Source organism: uncultured Desulfobulbus sp. (genome assembly GCF_963662935.2).
In the GTDB taxonomy this organism is placed as follows: Bacteria; Desulfobacterota; Desulfobulbia; order Desulfobulbales; family Desulfobulbaceae; genus Desulfobulbus.
In genome coordinates, this window is sequence record NZ_CAXXTL010000003.1 from 350,749 (window position 1) to 367,946 (window position 17,198).

18 protein-coding genes are annotated in these 17,198 nt (G+C 55.9%); 8 read left to right on the top strand and 10 right to left on the bottom strand.

Going from position 1 to position 17,198, the window contains the following annotated elements; translation table 11 throughout:
- Positions 1–5: 5 nt before the first annotated feature.
- The 8 genes from ACHZCX_RS20345 to ACHZCX_RS20380 form a co-directional block, all read right to left on the bottom strand.
- On the bottom strand, positions 6–512 hold the full coding sequence (locus ACHZCX_RS20345) for an NAD(P)H-dependent oxidoreductase subunit E (protein WP_319589038.1): 507 nt from the start codon (positions 510–512) through the stop codon (positions 6–8).
- Positions 509–2,224 (bottom strand): NADH-quinone oxidoreductase subunit D, encoded by a 1,716-nt coding sequence (locus ACHZCX_RS20350; RefSeq protein WP_319589039.1) that lies wholly within the window; start codon positions 2,222–2,224, stop codon positions 509–511. The genes ACHZCX_RS20345 and ACHZCX_RS20350 overlap by 4 nt, the downstream gene beginning before the upstream one ends.
- 1 nt (position 2,225) lies before the next feature.
- A complete protein-coding gene (locus tag ACHZCX_RS20355) occupies positions 2,226–2,738 on the bottom strand; it encodes an NADH-quinone oxidoreductase subunit B (RefSeq protein WP_394708851.1) in 513 nt (170 codons plus the stop codon).
- Positions 2,729–3,088: an NADH-quinone oxidoreductase subunit A gene (locus tag ACHZCX_RS20360; RefSeq protein ID WP_319589041.1), complete on the bottom strand. Its 360-nt coding sequence runs from the start codon at positions 3,086–3,088 to the stop codon at positions 2,729–2,731. Before ACHZCX_RS20360 ends, ACHZCX_RS20355 begins: the two co-directional genes overlap by 10 nt.
- Positions 3,089–3,174: 86 nt before the next feature.
- The gene (locus ACHZCX_RS20365; protein ID WP_319589042.1) at positions 3,175–3,339 is read right to left on the bottom strand and encodes a hypothetical protein; all 165 of its coding nucleotides are present in this window, start codon (positions 3,337–3,339) and stop codon (positions 3,175–3,177) included.
- A gap of 399 nt (positions 3,340–3,738) precedes the next feature.
- On the bottom strand, positions 3,739–4,173 hold the full coding sequence (locus ACHZCX_RS20370; RefSeq protein ID WP_319589043.1) for a single-stranded DNA-binding protein: 435 nt from the start codon (positions 4,171–4,173) through the stop codon (positions 3,739–3,741).
- Between the two features lie 216 nt (positions 4,174–4,389).
- The gene (locus ACHZCX_RS20375) at positions 4,390–5,763 is read right to left on the bottom strand and encodes an ammonium transporter (protein ID WP_394708860.1); all 1,374 of its coding nucleotides are present in this window, start codon (positions 5,761–5,763) and stop codon (positions 4,390–4,392) included.
- 62 nt (positions 5,764–5,825) lie between these two features.
- A complete protein-coding gene (locus ACHZCX_RS20380; RefSeq protein WP_319589045.1) occupies positions 5,826–6,164 on the bottom strand; it encodes a P-II family nitrogen regulator in 339 nt (112 codons plus the stop codon).
- A 535-nt stretch (positions 6,165–6,699) separates the two neighbouring features.
- On the opposite strand from ACHZCX_RS20380, the gene ACHZCX_RS20385 reads away from it, so the two are divergent.
- Genes ACHZCX_RS20385 through ACHZCX_RS20420 form a run of 8 tightly spaced genes read left to right on the top strand, consistent with a single transcriptional unit; the run spans position 6,700 to position 13,436 of the window.
- A complete protein-coding gene (locus ACHZCX_RS20385) occupies positions 6,700–7,203 on the top strand; it encodes an NAD(P)H-dependent oxidoreductase subunit E (protein ID WP_319589046.1) in 504 nt (167 codons plus the stop codon).
- Entirely contained in the window at positions 7,193–8,809 is a 1,617-nt protein-coding gene (locus ACHZCX_RS20390; RefSeq protein ID WP_319589047.1) for a NuoF family protein, read from the top strand. Before ACHZCX_RS20385 ends, ACHZCX_RS20390 begins: the two co-directional genes overlap by 11 nt.
- Positions 8,806–9,522 (top strand): bidirectional hydrogenase complex protein HoxU, encoded by a 717-nt coding sequence (hoxU, locus tag ACHZCX_RS20395; RefSeq protein ID WP_319589048.1) that lies wholly within the window; start codon positions 8,806–8,808, stop codon positions 9,520–9,522. The genes ACHZCX_RS20390 and hoxU overlap by 4 nt, the downstream gene beginning before the upstream one ends.
- On the top strand, positions 9,519–10,052 hold the full coding sequence (locus tag ACHZCX_RS20400; RefSeq protein WP_319589049.1) for an NADP oxidoreductase: 534 nt from the start codon (positions 9,519–9,521) through the stop codon (positions 10,050–10,052). Before hoxU ends, ACHZCX_RS20400 begins: the two co-directional genes overlap by 4 nt.
- A 9-nt stretch (positions 10,053–10,061) precedes the next feature.
- Entirely contained in the window at positions 10,062–11,483 is a 1,422-nt protein-coding gene (locus tag ACHZCX_RS20405; RefSeq protein ID WP_319589050.1) for a Ni/Fe hydrogenase subunit alpha, read from the top strand.
- 57 nt (positions 11,484–11,540) lie between these two features.
- On the top strand, positions 11,541–11,924 hold the full coding sequence (gene crcB, locus ACHZCX_RS20410) for a fluoride efflux transporter CrcB (RefSeq protein ID WP_319589051.1): 384 nt from the start codon (positions 11,541–11,543) through the stop codon (positions 11,922–11,924).
- A 15-nt stretch (positions 11,925–11,939) separates the two neighbouring features.
- Positions 11,940–12,257, top strand: coding sequence for a DUF190 domain-containing protein (locus ACHZCX_RS20415; RefSeq protein WP_319589052.1), 318 nt, complete (start codon positions 11,940–11,942; stop codon positions 12,255–12,257).
- Complete coding sequence (locus tag ACHZCX_RS20420; protein WP_319589053.1) at positions 12,258–13,436, top strand: MFS transporter; 1,179 nt, start codon at positions 12,258–12,260, stop codon at positions 13,434–13,436.
- A gap of 27 nt (positions 13,437–13,463) precedes the next feature.
- Here ACHZCX_RS20420 and ACHZCX_RS20425 read toward each other — a convergent pair whose 3' ends face one another.
- The gene (locus ACHZCX_RS20425) at positions 13,464–16,178 is read right to left on the bottom strand and encodes a cation-transporting P-type ATPase (protein ID WP_319589054.1); all 2,715 of its coding nucleotides are present in this window, start codon (positions 16,176–16,178) and stop codon (positions 13,464–13,466) included.
- A complete protein-coding gene (locus tag ACHZCX_RS20430) occupies positions 16,175–17,020 on the bottom strand; it encodes a universal stress protein (RefSeq protein WP_319589055.1) in 846 nt (281 codons plus the stop codon). The genes ACHZCX_RS20425 and ACHZCX_RS20430 overlap by 4 nt, the downstream gene beginning before the upstream one ends.
- Between the last annotated feature and the right edge of the window lie 178 nt (positions 17,021–17,198).

Consider the following 17,198-nt stretch of genomic DNA (forward strand, 5'->3'; position numbering starts at 1 on the left):
TCTCCTTATTTCAGCGTGGCCAAGAGTTCTTTGAGTGTATCAACGTTCATGTTCTCGTAGAACTCTCCGTTCACCTGGACCACGGGAGCGGTACCGCAATGTCCGAGGCATTCCACCTCCTCCAGGCTATATTGTCCATCCGCGCTGACTTCTCCGGGTTTAATTCCCAGTTCTTGTCGGATGTAGTCAACAATCTCTTGTTTTCCAAGCAGATAACAGGAGAGTGTCCGGCAAACACAGATATGATATTTCCCTGTGGGGTGCAAATTGTACATGGTGTAGAAGGTGGCTACTTCATACACCGCGCTGGCGTACGTCCCGATGCGATCGGCGGCATACGCCATAGCTTCCGCGCTGATCCATCCTTCTTGCTCCTGAATGAGCCAAAGTGCAGGCAAGATCAAGGATTCCCGGGTGGGGTAACGTTTAACCAGGCGCTCAAATTCCGCATCCCGCTGTGCATCAAAAGTGAACGGTTTTCCCGTCTCTATCAGCTGTGATCGATCACTCATCTGTCCAACTCTCCGCCAATAATATTGATGCTGCCGAGATTGATAACGGCATCGGCAATCATCTCGCCTTCAACCATTTCGTGGAATCCACTCATCATATAAAAACATGGCGGCCGCACTTTGCATTTATAGGGGCGTCCTGACCCATCGGAGATGAAATGAAAGCCCAACTCACCATTGGCCGCCTCAAAGGAGTCGTACCATTCACCGATCGGGGCCTTGACACCCTCAAAGATCAACTTGAAGTGGCTGGCCAGCCCTTCGATGTTCTGATAAACTTCAGCTTTTGGTGGCAGGGTTACATTATTATTACTGATGGTGACCGGTCCCTTGGGGATCATCTTCATCGCTTGCCGGATGATACTAATGCTCTGAAAAATCTCCTCATAGCGGATCATAATCCGGTCATAGATATCGCCCTTTGATCCAAGCGGAATGGTGAAGTCAAAGGCTTCGTAGTTGTAATATGGATTATCCTTGCGCAGATCAAAGGGCACTCCGCTGGCCCGCAGACAGGGTCCGGTATACCCGTAAGAAAGCGCAAGTTCAGCCGGCATAACGCAGACATTCTGGGTCCGGTCGTGAACAATCCGATTCTTCAATACCAATTTCAAAGAGTCGCTGACGCCTTTTTCTATGCCGCGGATGTGATTTTCCATGTCCCCTTCCCAGCCTTCGTAAAAATCGCGGTACATACCGCCGATTCGTGTGAAGGAACTGGTAAGGCGGGCACCGGTTAGACGGCTGATGAAATCGTAGGAAGCTTCTTTCTCGTTATACAAATACCAGTAGTTGGTCAAACCACCCATATCAACCAGGTTGGCGGCAATGCAAACGAGATGATCTTGAACGCGAAAGAACTCGGACAGGATGACCCGCATAAATTTGGCCCGCTCGGTGATTTCAATGCCGAGCCAAGATTCAACCGCCTTAGCGTAGGCAATGTTATTCATGAGGGCGGAACAATAATTGAGCCGGTCGGTGAGCGGAATGACCTGGTTATACGTCCTGTTCTCTGCAGTTTTCTCAAAGCCGCGATGGAGATAGCCGATCTCATTGACATTAGCGAGGATAGTCTCGCCGTCAAGGGCTGTGAGGATACGGATGGCGCCGTGGGTAGCTGGATGCGACGGTCCCAGGTTGAGATACATAATCTCGGTGTTGATGTCCTCCATGAGGGTCTGACCAATACCTTTCACCTGCAGCCGATTCTTAATTTCTTTTTCCAGACTGTCGGTCTCAAAGCAAATTTGCCCCTGCTCAATGGGATAATCCTTTCTCAGGGGATGCCCCTGAAACTGCCAGTGATTGAGGATTCTGCGGAGATCAGGATGTCCCTGGAAATGAATACCGTATTGGTCGAACGCTTCACGCTCGCCCCAATTGGCTGAATCCCACAGTGGGGTGGCAGAGGGTATCCCAATTTCAGGATCAACAACAGGGGTCCGCACCTGAACCAGCAAGTTCTGTTGCCAGTTACGAATGGTGTACACAACAAAAAAACGCGCCTCTTGCTGGATCGGGTAATCGAGGTAGTCGACCGCAGTCACATCAAGGAGTAATCCGAAATTGAGGCTCGGATCATTTTTCAGGCGGGCAAGCGTTGTTTCGAGTTGCGCAGGCTGCACCGTGAGCACCACTGCATCGACAGAGGCGGTGCAGGGGACATCCGGAAACGCGGCCTGGATTAATTCAAGTGCCGTCGTATTCATATCAGTCAAAAATCCCTTTAAAGTCTTTGTGGCGATCATTGAGCACACTTTCGCCCCTGACCTGATCCTGAATCTTCATCAATGCATCCAAAACCGCCTCCGGCCGTGGAGGACACCCTGAGATATAGACATCTACCGGAATAATGGTGTCGATTCCCTGAACAGTGCAGTAGTTGTCATAGATTCCACCGGAACTGGCACAAGCACCCATGGCCACGACCCACTTGGGTTCAGGCATTTGTTCATAAATTTGCTTGAGAACCGGAGCTTGCTTGTAACTGATAGTGCCACAGACAAGCAACAGGTCAGCCTGCCGGGGTGAAAAACGCACAACCTCGGCACCCCAACGGGAAATATCGTGCTGACTTGCGGCTGCACTCATGAATTCGATTGCACAGCAGGCGGTTCCATAGACAAACGGCCACAGAGAGTACTCACGCCCCCAATTGATGACTGCATCGAGCTTGGTGGTCAGTACCGTATCACCCAAACTTGCTTCTAATCCTAACGCCAATTGAGCACCCCTTTCTTAAGAATGTAAATAAGTCCAGTCAAAAGCAGTAGCATGAAGACAACCATTTCCGCGAACCCGAACCAACCCAGTTCGCGTACACTTACTGCCCACGGGTACATGAACACCGCCTCGATATCAAACAGCAGAAACAAAATGGCGAGCAAATAAAATTTAACGCTAAATTTTTGCTCGGCCAACCCGATCGTGCGCTTGACGCCGCTCTCATAGGGATCATTTTTAGCCCTTCCGCCGGCACGGGGACCGAAGACCGTTGTCGCCAGCATGAACAGCGGGATAACGATAGCAATTCCGATGAGGGCCATTGCTGAAAGCACCAGTTCCGTTACCATGAATCAGACCTCTCCCATAGACGTAAAAGAATAAACGTAAACCTTCTGTGAACAGCAGGTTACTGCAAACAATAAAAAATGAACGGCTATTCATTACCGGTACAGGTATCTTCTGTCAAGAAAAATAGTTTTTCAAAAAGACCGGCTCCCGGATCACCTTTTTCATGCCCGGCAAAAAGCCTTTGTGCAAACTTGGCATATTGGTCACTCAACCCACCTTGATTCCAGTTCTCTCTAACCTTCAACCGCACACATGCTCCCGGCAAACGACAAACCACAGCTCTTCCAATAACCCACCAAGCAACTGGCCTATCTCATTCCGAACACCCCACGTTCATCAGCCCAATTCGCACAACCAAGCAAACATGATGGGCCAACATTAACCGGGGAGAATAATACACCAGCCTCGAGAACAACCAAACCCTATCGTGAAGGCCCCGTTCTCGATTTGGTTTTACAACCTAGATGTTCTGGATCTTTCACGCATCTCACCTCAAAGCTAACCAGCTCTGTCGCTCAACTGCTTACAATCCAATATCACCGAAGAACAACACCCTGGCCAATCAATCGGGAACTCGCGTTGCCCAAATAAAAAGCCCGGACAGATCAACGATCCGGCCGGGCTTTGTACTTCTACCACATACTTCTGATTAAAACGGGACATCATCCCCCATCGGTGGTGGCTCTGGAAACGGATCGCCGCCGAAACCGCCGGCAGCCACACCATACTCGGCACCGCCACCGCCGCCGCCTGCGGTGGTCCGAGGAGAGAGCATTTTCATTTCACGGGCAACGATCTCGGTTGTATAACGATCATTCCCACTCTGATCCTTCCACTTCCTGGTCTGCAACTTACCCTCAATATACACCCTGGAGCCTTTTGAGAGATACTCACCGCAGATTTCAGCAAGACGCCGCCAGGCAGTGATCCTGTGCCATTCAGTCTGTTCCTGCATCTGCCCATCCTTACCCTTCCACCTTTCCGTGGTTGCCACCGTGAACGATGCAGCGGGCGTACCGTCTTGGGTGTAGCGAATCTCCGGATCCGCCCCCAGATTACCGATTAATATCACTTTATTGATCATTGTTCACCTGCAGGTAGAGTGTTACTCGAGGAATCAACAAACCGTTTCGTCCAGAATAATTTCGCGAGAACCATATACCAATTGGCCGGTTATTGCAAAACTTGTTCAGCGCTCATTCCACCGAACACCCCTCATCCGCTCAGCCACCGCACAAAAAAAACGGACGCCTGCAGGGCGCCCGTTTTTCCCTCTAACCAGATTTAAATCACAAATCCATTAGTAACGATAGGCAGACTCGCCATGACTGACCGTATCCAGGCCTTCCCGCTCTTCTTCTTCGGTTACTCGTAGCCCGATGGTCAAATCAACCAATTTATAGGCCACAATGGAAACAACGCCCGACCAGACGATGGTTGTGCCAATAGCCCAGAGCTGACTGGTCACTTGAGTAGCGATGGAATAATCGGCCACCTTATTGGCCACATAGTCGTAGACACCCACTCCGCCGAGAGCCGGATCAGCCAAGATGCCGGTCAATATTGCTCCCAGGATACCGCCAACACCATGCACCCCAAAGACATCCAGGGCATCGTCCGCACCAAGCATGCGCTTAAGGCCATTAACCCCCCAAAGACAGATGACGCCGGCGAGCAAACCAATAATCAACGCACCCCCAATACCAACCCACCCGCAAGCCGGGGTGATCGCTACCAGACCAGCTACCGCACCTGATGCCCCGCCTAACATAGACGGCTTCCCTTTAATCATCCACTCTGTAAAGGTCCACGCCAGTGCTGCGGCAGCGGTGGCAGTCATGGTGTTGCCAAAAGCCAGGGCAGCCAAACCTGTGGCTTCAAGGTTGGAACCAGCGTTAAAACCGAACCAGCCAACCCAGAGCAGGCAAGCACCGATCATGGTCATGGTCAGACTGTGCGGAGCCATGGATTCCCTGCCGTATCCAACCCGCTTGCCCACCATGAAAGCACCGATCAGACCTGCGATAGCGGCGTTGATATGGACAACAGTCCCACCGGCAAAGTCAATGGCCCCTTTCTGGAAGAGAAAACCTGCGGTTTCACCTGCCTTGAGCCCAGCGGCAGCATCGGTATACGCGTCAGGACCGGCCCAATACCAGACCATGTGCGCGATCGGCAGATAAGCAAAGGTGAACCACAAGACGATAAAGGCGAGCACAGCAGAGAATTTCATTCTTTCGGCAAAGGCGCCTAAAATCAAGGCCGGGGTAATAGCAGCAAAGGTGGCCTGGAAAAAAACGTAGATCAACTCAGGGATAACAACACCCTTGCTGAACGTGGCAGCCACTGAATCCACCGTGATTCCCTTCAGCAGAATTTTGTCGAAACTACCAAAAAAGGCATTTCCCTCGGTGAAGGCGAGACTGTAGCCGTAAATAACCCACAAAACTGTACAAAGAGAAAAAACGGTAAAAACCTGCATTAAAACGGACAACATGTTTTTACTGCGAACCAAGCCGCCATAGAACAAGGCCAACCCAGGAATGGTCATGAGGGTAACCAGCAGAGTGGACACGATCATCCAAGCAGTATCGCCCTTATTGGGAACAGGAACGGCCGCAACCACAGCAGCAGCTTCTTCGGCGAAGGCAGTGCCGGTAACCATGGCGGCCATTGCCGCCAACATCAGAGAGGAAAAAAGAACAGTCGACTTTTTCATTGATGGGCTCCTATAAATTAAAGCGCTTCCGGGCCAGTTTCGCCGGTTCTGATGCGCATGACATGTTCGAGATCGAAAACAAAGATTTTACCGTCACCAATTTTATCGGTGCAGGCTGCCTTTTTAATCCCTTCGATAACTTGATCAAGCTGACTGTCATCGATGGCCACCTCCACCTTCAGTTTCGGCAAGAATTCGATAACATACTCCGCACCTCGGTACATTTCGGTATGACCTTTCTGCCGACCGAAACCTTTAACTTCCGTTACGGTTACGCCCTTGACGCCCAGCGCCGTCAGACTCTCCCGCACCTCGTTCAACTTAAAGGGTTTGATTATCGCACTGACAAACTTCATAGATCACTCCTTTCTCGGCAGCCGTTTCGCGTTCCCGCCCTGCCCTGTTGATTGAAACTTTTTACCGGCACAAACCGATAGACCTGTTGAGATAACCGCTTGCCCTACCAGACTGGCTCTTAAACCGCCCCAAACCGGTGATCACCCCCAAACCGATACGTCCTTTCATGTCCCCCCCTTTTTGTCTGTTATTGTTCTTTGCATAACCTAAGATTCAGGGATGCTGAATTAATTAGTCGTATCTTTACAAAAAAAGTGCCAAATTATTATAAATAAAAAAAATACATAATTTCTTCATGTTAAAGTGAAAATATCCGTACCCATCTCCGTGGGATCGAAAATACAATTCATTTTTGTATATATTTTAATATTGAAATGACAATTTTGACAATATTGGTGCAAAATGGAAGAAAGTTGACCCATCGTGGCCTAGCCGACAAAAAGAAGGATTGCATCTCCCAGCGAAATAGGAAAATATGCATTGTGTTCAATGTGTTTCCGATGCACCCCATCCTTTACCCGGAGGAGACGCCGCATGGTTGCCTGCGCAAACGATCTCACCCCCCCAGATGACAGGCGACGGAGAACTATCGATCTGGCCATGCAACGCCATGATTATCGTCCCGATGCCCTCATTGAGGCCCTGCATGCCGCTCAAGAGACCTTCGGTTATCTGGATTCCGCAACCTTGGCCTACATTTCGTCCAAACTTAAAACACCACCAAGTAAGGTGTTTGGAGTTGTCACCTTTTACAATCATTTCACTCTGAAACCTAAGGGTGACCATACTCTGGTTGTCTGCACCGGCACAGCCTGCCACGTCAAAGGGAACGACCGGGTTCTCACCTGGATACATGACCATTACCAATTGGTGCCCGGAGAAACCACGCCGGACAACCGGCTCTCTCTGGTCGAGGTCCGCTGCGTCGGGGCCTGCGCCTTGGCGCCGGTCATCCTTCCGGACGGGACCCTCACCGGCAAAAAAAGCTTCGAGGAAGCAACCACCATTATCAGGGAGTGGCTGGGCGATGCAACGTGAAGAACTGAATCGTTTTGCGGATGAACGTCGGCTCTATCTCGATAGTTTCGCCCACCACATCCTGGTCTGTGCCGGCCTGGGCTGCCCGCGCAATGAGGAAATCGTCGCGGCCCTGCGAAGGGTTATCGCCGAACGGGGCCTGAAAGAACGGGTCTTGGTGCGCAAGGTCGGATGCATGGGCCTCTGCGCCCTGGGACCGGTCGTCCTCATCCAGCCTAAGGATATCTCTTACCAGACCGTGCGCCCTGAGGATGCCAGCGAGATTATCGAATCCCTGGAAAAAGAACCGCTCCAACGGTTGCTCCTGCCGCCGGACCTGCCTTTTTTCACCCGACAGCACAAAAATGTACTCGCCCTGTCCGGACGAATCGATCCGGAAAGTATCGACGACTATCTGGCTGCAGGCGGCTACTCTGCCTTGGTCACGGCTATCACCGCAATGCGACCAGCCGATATCATTCGCCGCATCCAGGAGAGCGGCCTGCGCGGCAGAGGCGGGGCCGGATACCCCACCGGTCTGAAATGGTCCACCGTGGCAAAAGCGACGGGCGAAAAAAAATATCTGGTCTGCAATGCCGACGAAGGTGATCCCGGGGCCTTCATGGACCGGTCCGTCCTTGAAAGCACGCCCCACGCTGTGCTGGAGGGCATGATCATCGCTGCTTATGCGGTCGGCGCCCGCAATGGGTACATTTATGTGCGGGCCGAATATCCGCTGGCGGTCAAACGGCTTATGCTGGCCATCCGTGAAGCGGAACGAAAAAATCTCCTAGGACACGCCATCTGCGGCTCCAATTTTGACCTCAGCCTCCAAATCCGGCTCGGCGCCGGCGCCTTTGTCTGCGGTGAGGAAACCGCCCTGATCGAGTCAATCGAGGGCCGCCGCGGCATTCCCCGGCCCCGGCCGCCCTACCCTGCGGAAAAAGGTCTCTGGTGCTGCCCTACCTTGATCAACAATGTCGAGACCTACGCCAATGTGCCGCTGATCATCGAGCGCGGCCCCGAATGGTTCGCCAGCCTGGGTACGGAAAAAAGTAAAGGAACCAAGGTCTTTGCCCTCACAGGAAAAATCAAACACGCAGGCCTGATCGAAGTGCCCATGGGCACGAGCCTGCGCGAAATCGTCTTTGATATCGGCGGGGGCATTCCCGGCGGCCACGCTTTCAAGGCCATTCAGACCGGCGGTCCTTCGGGCGGCTGCATCCCGGCCGAACATCTGGACACCCCCGTCAGCTATGAAAGCCTGAGCGAATTGGGATCGATCATGGGCTCGGGCGGAATGATCGTTATTGACGAGACCTCAAGCATGGTCGATATCGTTAAATATTTTATGGAGTTCAGCATGGACGAGTCCTGCGGCAAATGCATCCCCTGCAGGGTGGGCACTGCCCAGATCCACAGTCTGCTGACCAAATTTCAGGAACGACGGGCCACTGGGGCCGATCTCGCTCAACTGGAGATGCTCTGCGATCTGGTGAAAAACACCAGTCTCTGCGGCCTCGGTCAATCGGCCCCCAACCCGGTCCTGAGCACGCTGAGATATTTTCGCCAAGAGTATCTCGACCGGATAGTAGACCCCGCATCCGCGCAGGAGGTCGACCAATGACCATACAAATCCTCACCCTGACCATTGACAACAAACAAGTCAGCGGCCTAGCCTCAGAAACCGTCCTCCAGGTAGCGTGCGAAAACGATATTGCCATCCCCACCCTCTGTTACCTGGAAGGGCTTTCCAGCCACGGCTCATGCCGTCTCTGCATGGTCGAGATCAAAGGCAGCGCCAAACTGCATCCCGCCTGCGTCACTTTGATTCAGGAAGGGATGGAAGTGACCACCCAGTCGGAGCGGCTCCTCCACTACCGCCGCTCCATCATCCAACTGCTCTTTTCCGAGCGCAACCACGTCTGTGCGGTCTGTGTCTCCAATGGCCACTGCGAACTGCAGGATCTGGCTCGCGATTTGGGCGTCAATCATATCGATTTCCCCTACCTTTACCCTGCCCTGTCCGTCGACGCCTCCCACAGCCGTTTTGTCCTTGACCATAACCGCTGCGTGCTCTGCACCCGCTGCGTCCGGGTGTGCAGCGAGATCGAAGGTGCGCACACTTGGGACGTGAAGAATAGGGGCATCCGCAGCCTGATCGTCGCTGATTTCGACACCCCATGGGGCACCTCGGAAACCTGCACCGGCTGCGGCAAATGCGTCCACGTCTGCCCGACCGGCGCCCTCTCGGAAAAAGGCAAGTCCGTGGCAGAAATGCTGAAAAAAAGGCCTTTCCTCCCTTATCTCATGGCCAATCGCGCCCAGGAGCATCGATGAAAAAGCTGCGACTTGCCACCCTCTGGCTCGATGGCTGTTCGGGCTGCCATATGTCGATCCTCGACATGGATGAACGGCTGCTTGATCTGGCCGCCTCGGTTGAATTTGTCTACAGCCCACTGGTTGACGTCAAAGATTTTCCCGAGGCCGTCGATGTCGCCTGCGTTGAGGGGGCGGTGAGTTCGGCCGAGGATGAACGCAAACTGCAAACTGTACGGCAACGGAGCACACTCTTAATCGCTCTGGGCGACTGCGCTGTTACCGGCAATATCCCGGCCATGCGCAATATCCTTGGTGCTGACAAGATCCTGCAAGCGGTCTATGTGGATCAACAACCATTGGGCGCGCAGATTCCCGCAACAGAGCTGCCTATCCTCAACGACAAAGCCCTGCCGTTGCACCATTTCGTCACCGTGGATCTGTTTATTCCCGGATGCCCGCCCGCCGCCGAAACCCTGTTCGCCGCGCTCAGTGCCCTGGTTGCGGGGAAGACTGCCGAGCTGCGGCTCGACACCCGGTTCGGCGCCTAGGAGCCTGCCATGGAACACCGCATTACCATCGAACCGGTTACCCGCATTGAAGGCCATGCCAAAATCAGCCTGTTTCTCAACCCCTCCGGCCAGGTCCACGACGCCCATTTTCAGGTTACCCAGGTGCGAGGCTTTGAACAATTCATCGTTGGGCGTCCCTTTTACGAGATGCCCTCGCTGACCGCCCGCACCTGCGGCATCTGCCCGGTCAGCCACGAACTGGCCTCGGCCAAGGCCTGCGACCAGCTGCTGGCGGTCACTATCCCAAAAACCGCCACTCAACTGCGCCGCATTCTTAACCTCGGCCAGCTCATCCAATCGCATGCGCTCAGCTTTTTTTACCTGTCCGCCCCGGATTTGCTCTTGGGCATGGATCATCCGCCGGAAACCCGTAATTTTTTCGGCATTGCCACGGCCGATCCCCAATTCGCCCGCGACGGCATCAGGCTGCGCCAGTTCGGTCAGCAGGTAATCGAACGATTGGCCGGAAGGCGGATCCACCCGGCCTGGGTGGTGCCCGGCGGCGTCAATTCACCCTTAGGCGATAAGGAACGAACGGCCATCCTCGGCGAACTTCCCGAAATTAAGACACTTGTCTGCAAACATCTGGAACGGTTCAAGCAGTCACTGGACCAATACGAGGAATTCATCCGGGTGTTCGCCTGCTTCCCCAGCCTGTTTCTGGGACTAGTCAGCCGCGACGGCGACCTCGAATATTACGACGGCCGGGTGCGGATCATCGACGGAGCAGGTGCACCCGTTGCCGAGGGCCTCGATCCCCAGAACTACCCGGACTATATCGGCGAGGCTGTCGAACCCTGGACCTATCTCAAATTTCCCTATTACAAACCGCAGGGGTATCCGGGCGGCATGTACCGGGTCGGCCCGCTCGCCCGCCTCAATCTCGCTGCCCGCTGCGGCACCCCCCTTGCCGACCGGGAACTGTCCGTGTTTCGCAGCCTGGAATCAGGCCCGATACTCAGTTCCTTTCAGTACCACTATGCCCGGTTAATCGAGGTGTTGTATGCAGTGGAGATGATCGAGATGCTGCTGGCCGAGCCGACCATTCTCGACAAGAATGTCCGGGCGGTCGCCGGGGTCAACAATCTGGAAGGCATCGGCATGACCGAGGCGCCGCGCGGCACCCTGATCCATCATTACAAGGTCAACAGCGATGGCCTGATCGAATGGGCCAATCTGATCATCGCCACTGGCCACAACAACCTGGCCATGAATCGGGGTATCCTCCAGGCAGCACAGCATTACATTAACAACGCCACCCTCCACGAGGGTTTGCTTAACCGGATCGAGGCCGTGATCCGCGCCTTTGATCCCTGCCTGGCCTGCTCCACCCATGCGGTCGGGACCATGCCCCTGATAGTGGAGCTGATCGGCCCGGAGGGATCAATCCTCGATCAGGTCCGCCGATGAAGAGCGTCATGCGCTCGGTGTTTCTCCCTCCCTTCGCCCAAGGAGTGCATTAAACCCATGTTCCATTCCATCCTGGCGATCAGTATCGGGGCTTCGGCCGGCGCGGTCATGCGCTGGCTGCTTGGCCGCTCGCTCAATACCCTCTTCCCCACCATTCCGCTCGGCACCCTGGCCGCCAACCTAATCGGCGGCTACCTGATCGGCATCGCCATGGCGGTCTTTGCAACCATGCCCAGCTTGTCGCCGGAGTGGCGATTGCTGATCATCACCGGTTTTCTCGGCGGCCTCACCACCTTCTCCACCTTTTCCGCTGAAGTGACTACCTTGCTGCAACAGGGCCGTCTGCTCTGGGCCGGGGCAGCGGTTTCCGTCCATGTGGCCGGCTCCCTGGCCATGACCCTGCTGGGCCTGGCCACAGTTGCCCTCATCAAACGATTCTGATCCGGAGAAACATCGATGCTCGGTTACCAACTCACCTTTTTCACCCAGCAGGATCGCAACCACAAGGGACGATCCCTGGCCAAATGGCTGCTGGAAGAGGCAAGAAACCTCGGTATCGGCGGTGCCACCCTGATTCCGGCGGCTGAAGGATTCGGTCATGACCGCAAGCTGCGCTCCATCGGCTTCTTTGAATTGGCCGATCAACCTCTGGAGGTGACCATGGCGGTGAGCGAGGCCGATGCCGACCGGCTTTTCGCTCGACTCAAGGAGGAGAAAATCAACATTTTTTTTGTTAAAACACCGATCGAATTCGGCATGACCGGGGAACGATGAATGCTGCGAAACCTCCGCAGCTTGCCCCGCGCCGTCTGGTTGATCGGCTTAATCAGCCTGGTCAATGATTCCGCCTCGGAAATGCTCTACCCGCTGATCCCGCTCTATCTCTCTTCAGTCCTGATGGCCGGCCCCAAGGCCATGGGCCTCATCGAAGGCATAGCCGAGGCGACAGCCAGCCTGCTCAAGCTCTTCTCCGGCGTAATCGTCGACCGCACCCGGCGTGCCAAACCTTGGATCATCTTTGGCTATGGGCTGGCTGGCCTGGGACGGCCGTTGATCGCCCTGGTCTCCAGTTGGCCGGCCCTGCTGATGATCCGTTTTGCCGACCGGGTAGGCAAAGGATTGCGCTCTTCGCCGCGCGACGCCTTGCTGGCCGCCAGCGCTGGACCGGAAAATCGCGGTCTCGCCTTTGGCCTGCACCGTGCCATGGACAATGCCGGCGCGGTTGTTGGCCCGATCCTCGCCGCTCTCCTGCTCAGTGCGGGCCTGGGCCTGAAGGCAATTTTCCTGTGGTCCATAGTGCCTGCGCTCTGCTGCCTGGCCCTTGCCCTATTGATCAAAGAACCAGAGCCAGTCACCCGCCCACCAGTTCGGAAATTCGATTGGCGCCTCCGGGATATGCCACCCGCCTTCAGACGCTACCTCATGGTGGTGGCGCTCTTCACCCTGGGCAACTCCTCCAACATGTTTCTGCTGCTGCGGGCTCAAGAACTGGGAGTGGCTCAGGCCCAGATACCGCTTTTATGGGCAGCGGTCTCGCTGGTGGCCATGTGCTGCTCCACACCGTTGTCGGCACTCTCGGACCGGTTCGGCCGCGTCCCCTTGCTTGGAGCCGGATACCTGGCCTATGGCCTATTTTATCTGGCCCTGGGACAGATGCGCCACGATGGCCTCTTCCTGTTTCTTCTCTTTGGCGGCTACGGTCTGTTTATGGCTGCCACCGAGGGCGTGGAAAAAGCCCTGGTCGCCGACCTCGCCCCGGACGGGCAAGAGGGCACAGCTTTTGGCTGGTTTCATTTGGTCACCGGCACCCTGCTGCTCCCCGCATCGATCCTCTTCGGCTGGCTCTACCAGGCCTTTCAACCGCAGGCCGCTTTCTTCTTTTCCGGCGGTTGCGCCCTGACAGCCGCGTTCCTGCTGCTCGTCTGGGTTCGACCGGAAGGAAAAAAAGGGTGATAACGACAACTGCCCGATGCAACCGGTTTACCCTGCTGTATTCCACCCTGCCTGCCGCCGATGCAGCAGTACTTTACGGAGATAATCGATGGCGAAAATGACCACAATTCCCAGCCAAGCCAAGCCGTAGACCTCAGGCGCCACCGGCCCAGTGTTCAGCGCCCGTGCCAGCGGCGGCCAGTAGAGAATGGCCCAGGACAGGACGACCTGAATGAGGATGCCGGCAAAGATCAGCCGGTTGCGGAAGAGGCCCAGGTCTAGGCCGGACCTGAACTCAAAGCGGCGGCCCACCAGGTTGCCAATCTGCATCAGGAGAATGGTCGACAGGGTAATGCCGGTGGCCGCTTGATGGAGCGGCGAAGAGGCATCCAGCGGCATGCCGTAGCGCCAGCCGCCATCGAGCAGCACGTAAAAAAAGAGCAAGAGCGACCAGATTCCCTCGATCAGACCGAGGAAAAGATAGCTCCGGACCATCAACTGCCGGTCCAGCAATCCTTGGGCAGGATTGCGCGGCGGCTTGTTCATCACTTCAGGATCGGCGGGTTCTTGGCCGAGCCCCATGGAGGGCACAAGGTCCGTGCCCAGATCAATAGAAAGAATGTGAATAATACCCAGCGCCAGCGGCACCGGCAGGACGATGTACAACAGGTAAGGCAGGATCTCCGGGCCGTTGCTCACCAGAACATAGCTGGTGAACTTCTTCATGTTCTCGAACACGGTCCTTCCCTCTTCGATGCCATCGACGATGGAGGCAAAATTGTCGTCGAGCAGGATGATTTGAGCTGACTCCCTGGCCACATCGGTGCCCATCTTGCCCATGGCGATGCCGACGTCCGCTGCCCGCAGGGCCGGGGCATCGTTGACCCCGTCGCCGGTCATAGCCACCACCTTATCCATGTGTTTCAGGGCGGTGACGATTTTCATCTTCTGTTCCGGCGTGGTCCGGGCAAAGACGCGCACTCCTTGCTGCAGCTGTTCGACCAGAGCTTCCACCGTCAGTTGTTTGAGCGCTTTACCGGTGAGATGGGTCGTATAGCCGGACGCCACGATCCCGACCTTGGCTGCCACCGCCAACGCCGTGGCCGGATGATCGCCGGTGATCATCAGCACCTCGATCCCGGCGCCGTGGCATTTGGCCACCGCCGGTGCCACTTCGGGCCGAACCGGATCTTCAATACCGAGGAATCCGGCCAGAATGAGATCGTGCTCCAGGCTCTCGGCACCCGCCTCATCGGTTATCGTCTCGCCCTTTTCCGCATCGGACAGCGGCCGATAGGCAATGGCAATCACCCGCAGACCCTGGGCCGCCAACTGCTGCATGATGGTTTCACTGGCCGTCAGCTGTTCGGCAAGCGGTACAGCGTTCCCGTCGTTTTCGTCCGCACCGGCCGCGCTCACCATGGGCCGGATCGCTTCAAAGGCCCCCTTGACCACAAAAAAACGCTGCTCTCCGATGTTGACAATCCCTCCTGACCGCCGTTTTTCGACATCAAAGGCAAAAGAGCGCTCCACCTGCTGTTGCGCCACCCCCAGTTGCCCCAGCCCCAGGCTGAGCCATTTGTTGGCCACCGCCACGTCCAAAGGATCGCCGAGCAACTGCTCCCCCGACTGGCGGACATCGGAGGCGGCCAGGGCCAGGGTGGCTAACTCCTGTTCCCGCTCAGCGTGCATCGCCGCCCCGGATCGCGGTTCCACCATCCGGGTGATGGTCAGTTGGTTCAGGGTCAGGGTGCCGGTCTTATCGGTACAGATCACATGCACCGCACCCAGAGCCTCCACCGCGTTGAGACTGGTGACCAGCACATTCTTATTGGCCATGCGCAGGCTGCCCATCACCAGGGCCAGGGTCAGAGTGGGCAGCAGTCCCTCCGGCACATTAGCCACGATGATGCCCATCATGAACACCAGATTCATCCACAACGGCTTGCCGCTCATCACGCCATACAAAAAGAAAGAAAAACCCATGGTACAGGCGATGGTGGTGAGGATGCGGATCATCCGCGAAATCTCGCGCTCCAGCGGCGAACCGGTGCGGCGGATGGTCTGGGACAATTGGGCGATGCGGCCAAAACGGGTGCGCAGCCCAGTGGCAAAGACCACCCCTCGGCCGGTCCCTTTGACCACGGTGCAGCCCGCAAACCCGATGTTTCCGCACTCCTCCAGGCTCTTTTCCTGCATCTGGGCCGTAAGCCGGATGGCCGCCGATTCACCAGTCAACGGCGAATTATCGATCATCAAGCCATCCGAGCTGACAATCCGCAGATCAGCGGCAATCTTGTCGCCCTCGGAGACGATCACCACGTCACCGGGGACAATTTCTGCGGCCGGAATTCGGCTGATGCGGCCACCTCGGCAGACCTCAACCAGGTGGGGCAGAAATTTCTTCAAAGCCTCCATAGCCTTTTCCGCCCGGTATTCCTGGATAAAGCTGAACTGGGCGTTGAGCAGCGCCACCACGAGCAAAGCCCAGCCGAGCACCCCCATGCCTTCTTCGGGATTGATCCGGTGGGCGACAAAACAGATGAGCGCCGAAACGATGAGGAGAATGGCAAAAAAATTGGTGAATTGGCGCCCCAGGGTGCGGAGCAGCTTCCAGCGGTCGACAACTTCAAATAGGTTAGGGCCGACGTGGATGAGCCGCTCGGTCACCTCCGACGGCGTCAACCCTTCGGGACCGGTATGCAGCGATCCGTAAACCTGGTCCGGCGGAATTTGGCCGATATGGGCGGGTCGCGGGTTCATATTGTGCGATAGATGCCGACGTCGCAGGGGGTGGTGCGGAGGATCTGCTCGATCCGATTGCCGTAGAAGTAGCGCGAGGGCAGGTTGCGCTCCGTAGCTCCGAGCAGGATCATACCCGCATTGATCTTTCCCGCCTGGATGAGAATCTCCTTGGCCCAGTCGTCGGAGAGCACCACCTGGCGGTCGAGATGCCAGGAGGCACCGGCGGTTTGCTGCCGGATCTCCGCCACGATCCGGCTAAGATACGCATGGCCTTCGGCAATCCTCTTTTTGGCGGCCAGGGTGGAAATGTAACGGAAATGGAAGGGGTTGACCGTCATCACCCGCAGGAGATAGAGCCGTTTAACCGAGGCGGCCAGCATCTGCAGGAAGGGCATGGCTGTTTGAAATCCGCGCGGATGACCGGCCAAAGGAAAGAGCAAGGTGCGGGGACAGCCGAGCAGTCCGGGGCTGACTACCCGGATGGCCAGGACGTTGAACCGCTGGCAGCGGAGCAACCGTTCCGCAATGGTGCCGGCGAGAAAGCCCCGTCCCTTGGAGGCAATGCGCGTGCCGCAGAGGCAGGTGCACTGTTCACCTGGGGGGATAGCCTTAAGCAGGCTGGAAAAAACATCGCTGCTCAAGTCGCGGATCAGGCTCTGGCAGGTGACGGCATGCTGTTCGCATTCGGCGGCAATGGCGGCAAATTTCGCTTCGATCCGCTCACGGGTGAAGGAACCATCGAGGATGTGAATCAGGAGGAGTTCCCGGCAAGGAATAGATGCCGCCATCTGGATGGCGTAACGGGCAACCCAGTCCGCATTGATCGATCCATCGTAGGCTAGAACAATCCGCCGGTCCATCTGACCTCCAAGAGGCTGGTTTTGCCGTGGGAAAAGCCTTATGCGAATGATACTAAATGTTATTTGTCATGGGATTGCAAGGGGGATTTGAAGAGGAACGGGCATGAGAAGATAGCCGTGATAAAACCAGCAAGTAGCCCGAATGAAGCCAAAGCGTAATCCGGGCAATTAAGGAGCA

Bases quoted from the DNA above. Each gene is read 5' to 3' on its own strand.
- ACHZCX_RS20345 (WP_319589038.1), bottom strand. From the start codon at position 512: ATGAGTGATCGATCACAGCTGATAGAGACGGGAAAACCGTTCACTTTT.
- ACHZCX_RS20350 (WP_319589039.1), bottom strand. From the start codon at position 2,224: ATGAATACGACGGCACTTGAATTAATCCAGGCCGCGTTTCCGGATGTC.
- ACHZCX_RS20360 (WP_319589041.1), bottom strand. From the start codon at position 3,088: ATGGTAACGGAACTGGTGCTTTCAGCAATGGCCCTCATCGGAATTGCT.
- ACHZCX_RS20370 (WP_319589043.1), bottom strand. From the start codon at position 4,173: ATGATCAATAAAGTGATATTAATCGGTAATCTGGGGGCGGATCCGGAG.
- ACHZCX_RS20375 (WP_394708860.1), bottom strand. From the start codon at position 5,763: ATGGCCGCCATGGTTACCGGCACTGCCTTCGCCGAAGAAGCTGCTGCT.
- ACHZCX_RS20380 (WP_319589045.1), bottom strand. From the start codon at position 6,164: ATGAAGTTTGTCAGTGCGATAATCAAACCCTTTAAGTTGAACGAGGTG.
- ACHZCX_RS20385 (WP_319589046.1), top strand. From the start codon at position 6,700: ATGGTTGCCTGCGCAAACGATCTCACCCCCCCAGATGACAGGCGACGG.
- ACHZCX_RS20390 (WP_319589047.1), top strand. From the start codon at position 7,193: ATGCAACGTGAAGAACTGAATCGTTTTGCGGATGAACGTCGGCTCTAT.
- hoxU (WP_319589048.1), top strand. From the start codon at position 8,806: ATGACCATACAAATCCTCACCCTGACCATTGACAACAAACAAGTCAGC.
- ACHZCX_RS20400 (WP_319589049.1), top strand. From the start codon at position 9,519: ATGAAAAAGCTGCGACTTGCCACCCTCTGGCTCGATGGCTGTTCGGGC.
- ACHZCX_RS20405 (WP_319589050.1), top strand. From the start codon at position 10,062: ATGGAACACCGCATTACCATCGAACCGGTTACCCGCATTGAAGGCCAT.
- crcB (WP_319589051.1), top strand. From the start codon at position 11,541: ATGTTCCATTCCATCCTGGCGATCAGTATCGGGGCTTCGGCCGGCGCG.
- ACHZCX_RS20415 (WP_319589052.1), top strand. From the start codon at position 11,940: ATGCTCGGTTACCAACTCACCTTTTTCACCCAGCAGGATCGCAACCAC.
- ACHZCX_RS20420 (WP_319589053.1), top strand. From the start codon at position 12,258: ATGCTGCGAAACCTCCGCAGCTTGCCCCGCGCCGTCTGGTTGATCGGC.
- ACHZCX_RS20425 (WP_319589054.1), bottom strand. From the start codon at position 16,178: ATGAACCCGCGACCCGCCCATATCGGCCAAATTCCGCCGGACCAGGTT.
- ACHZCX_RS20430 (WP_319589055.1), bottom strand. From the start codon at position 17,020: ATGGACCGGCGGATTGTTCTAGCCTACGATGGATCGATCAATGCGGAC.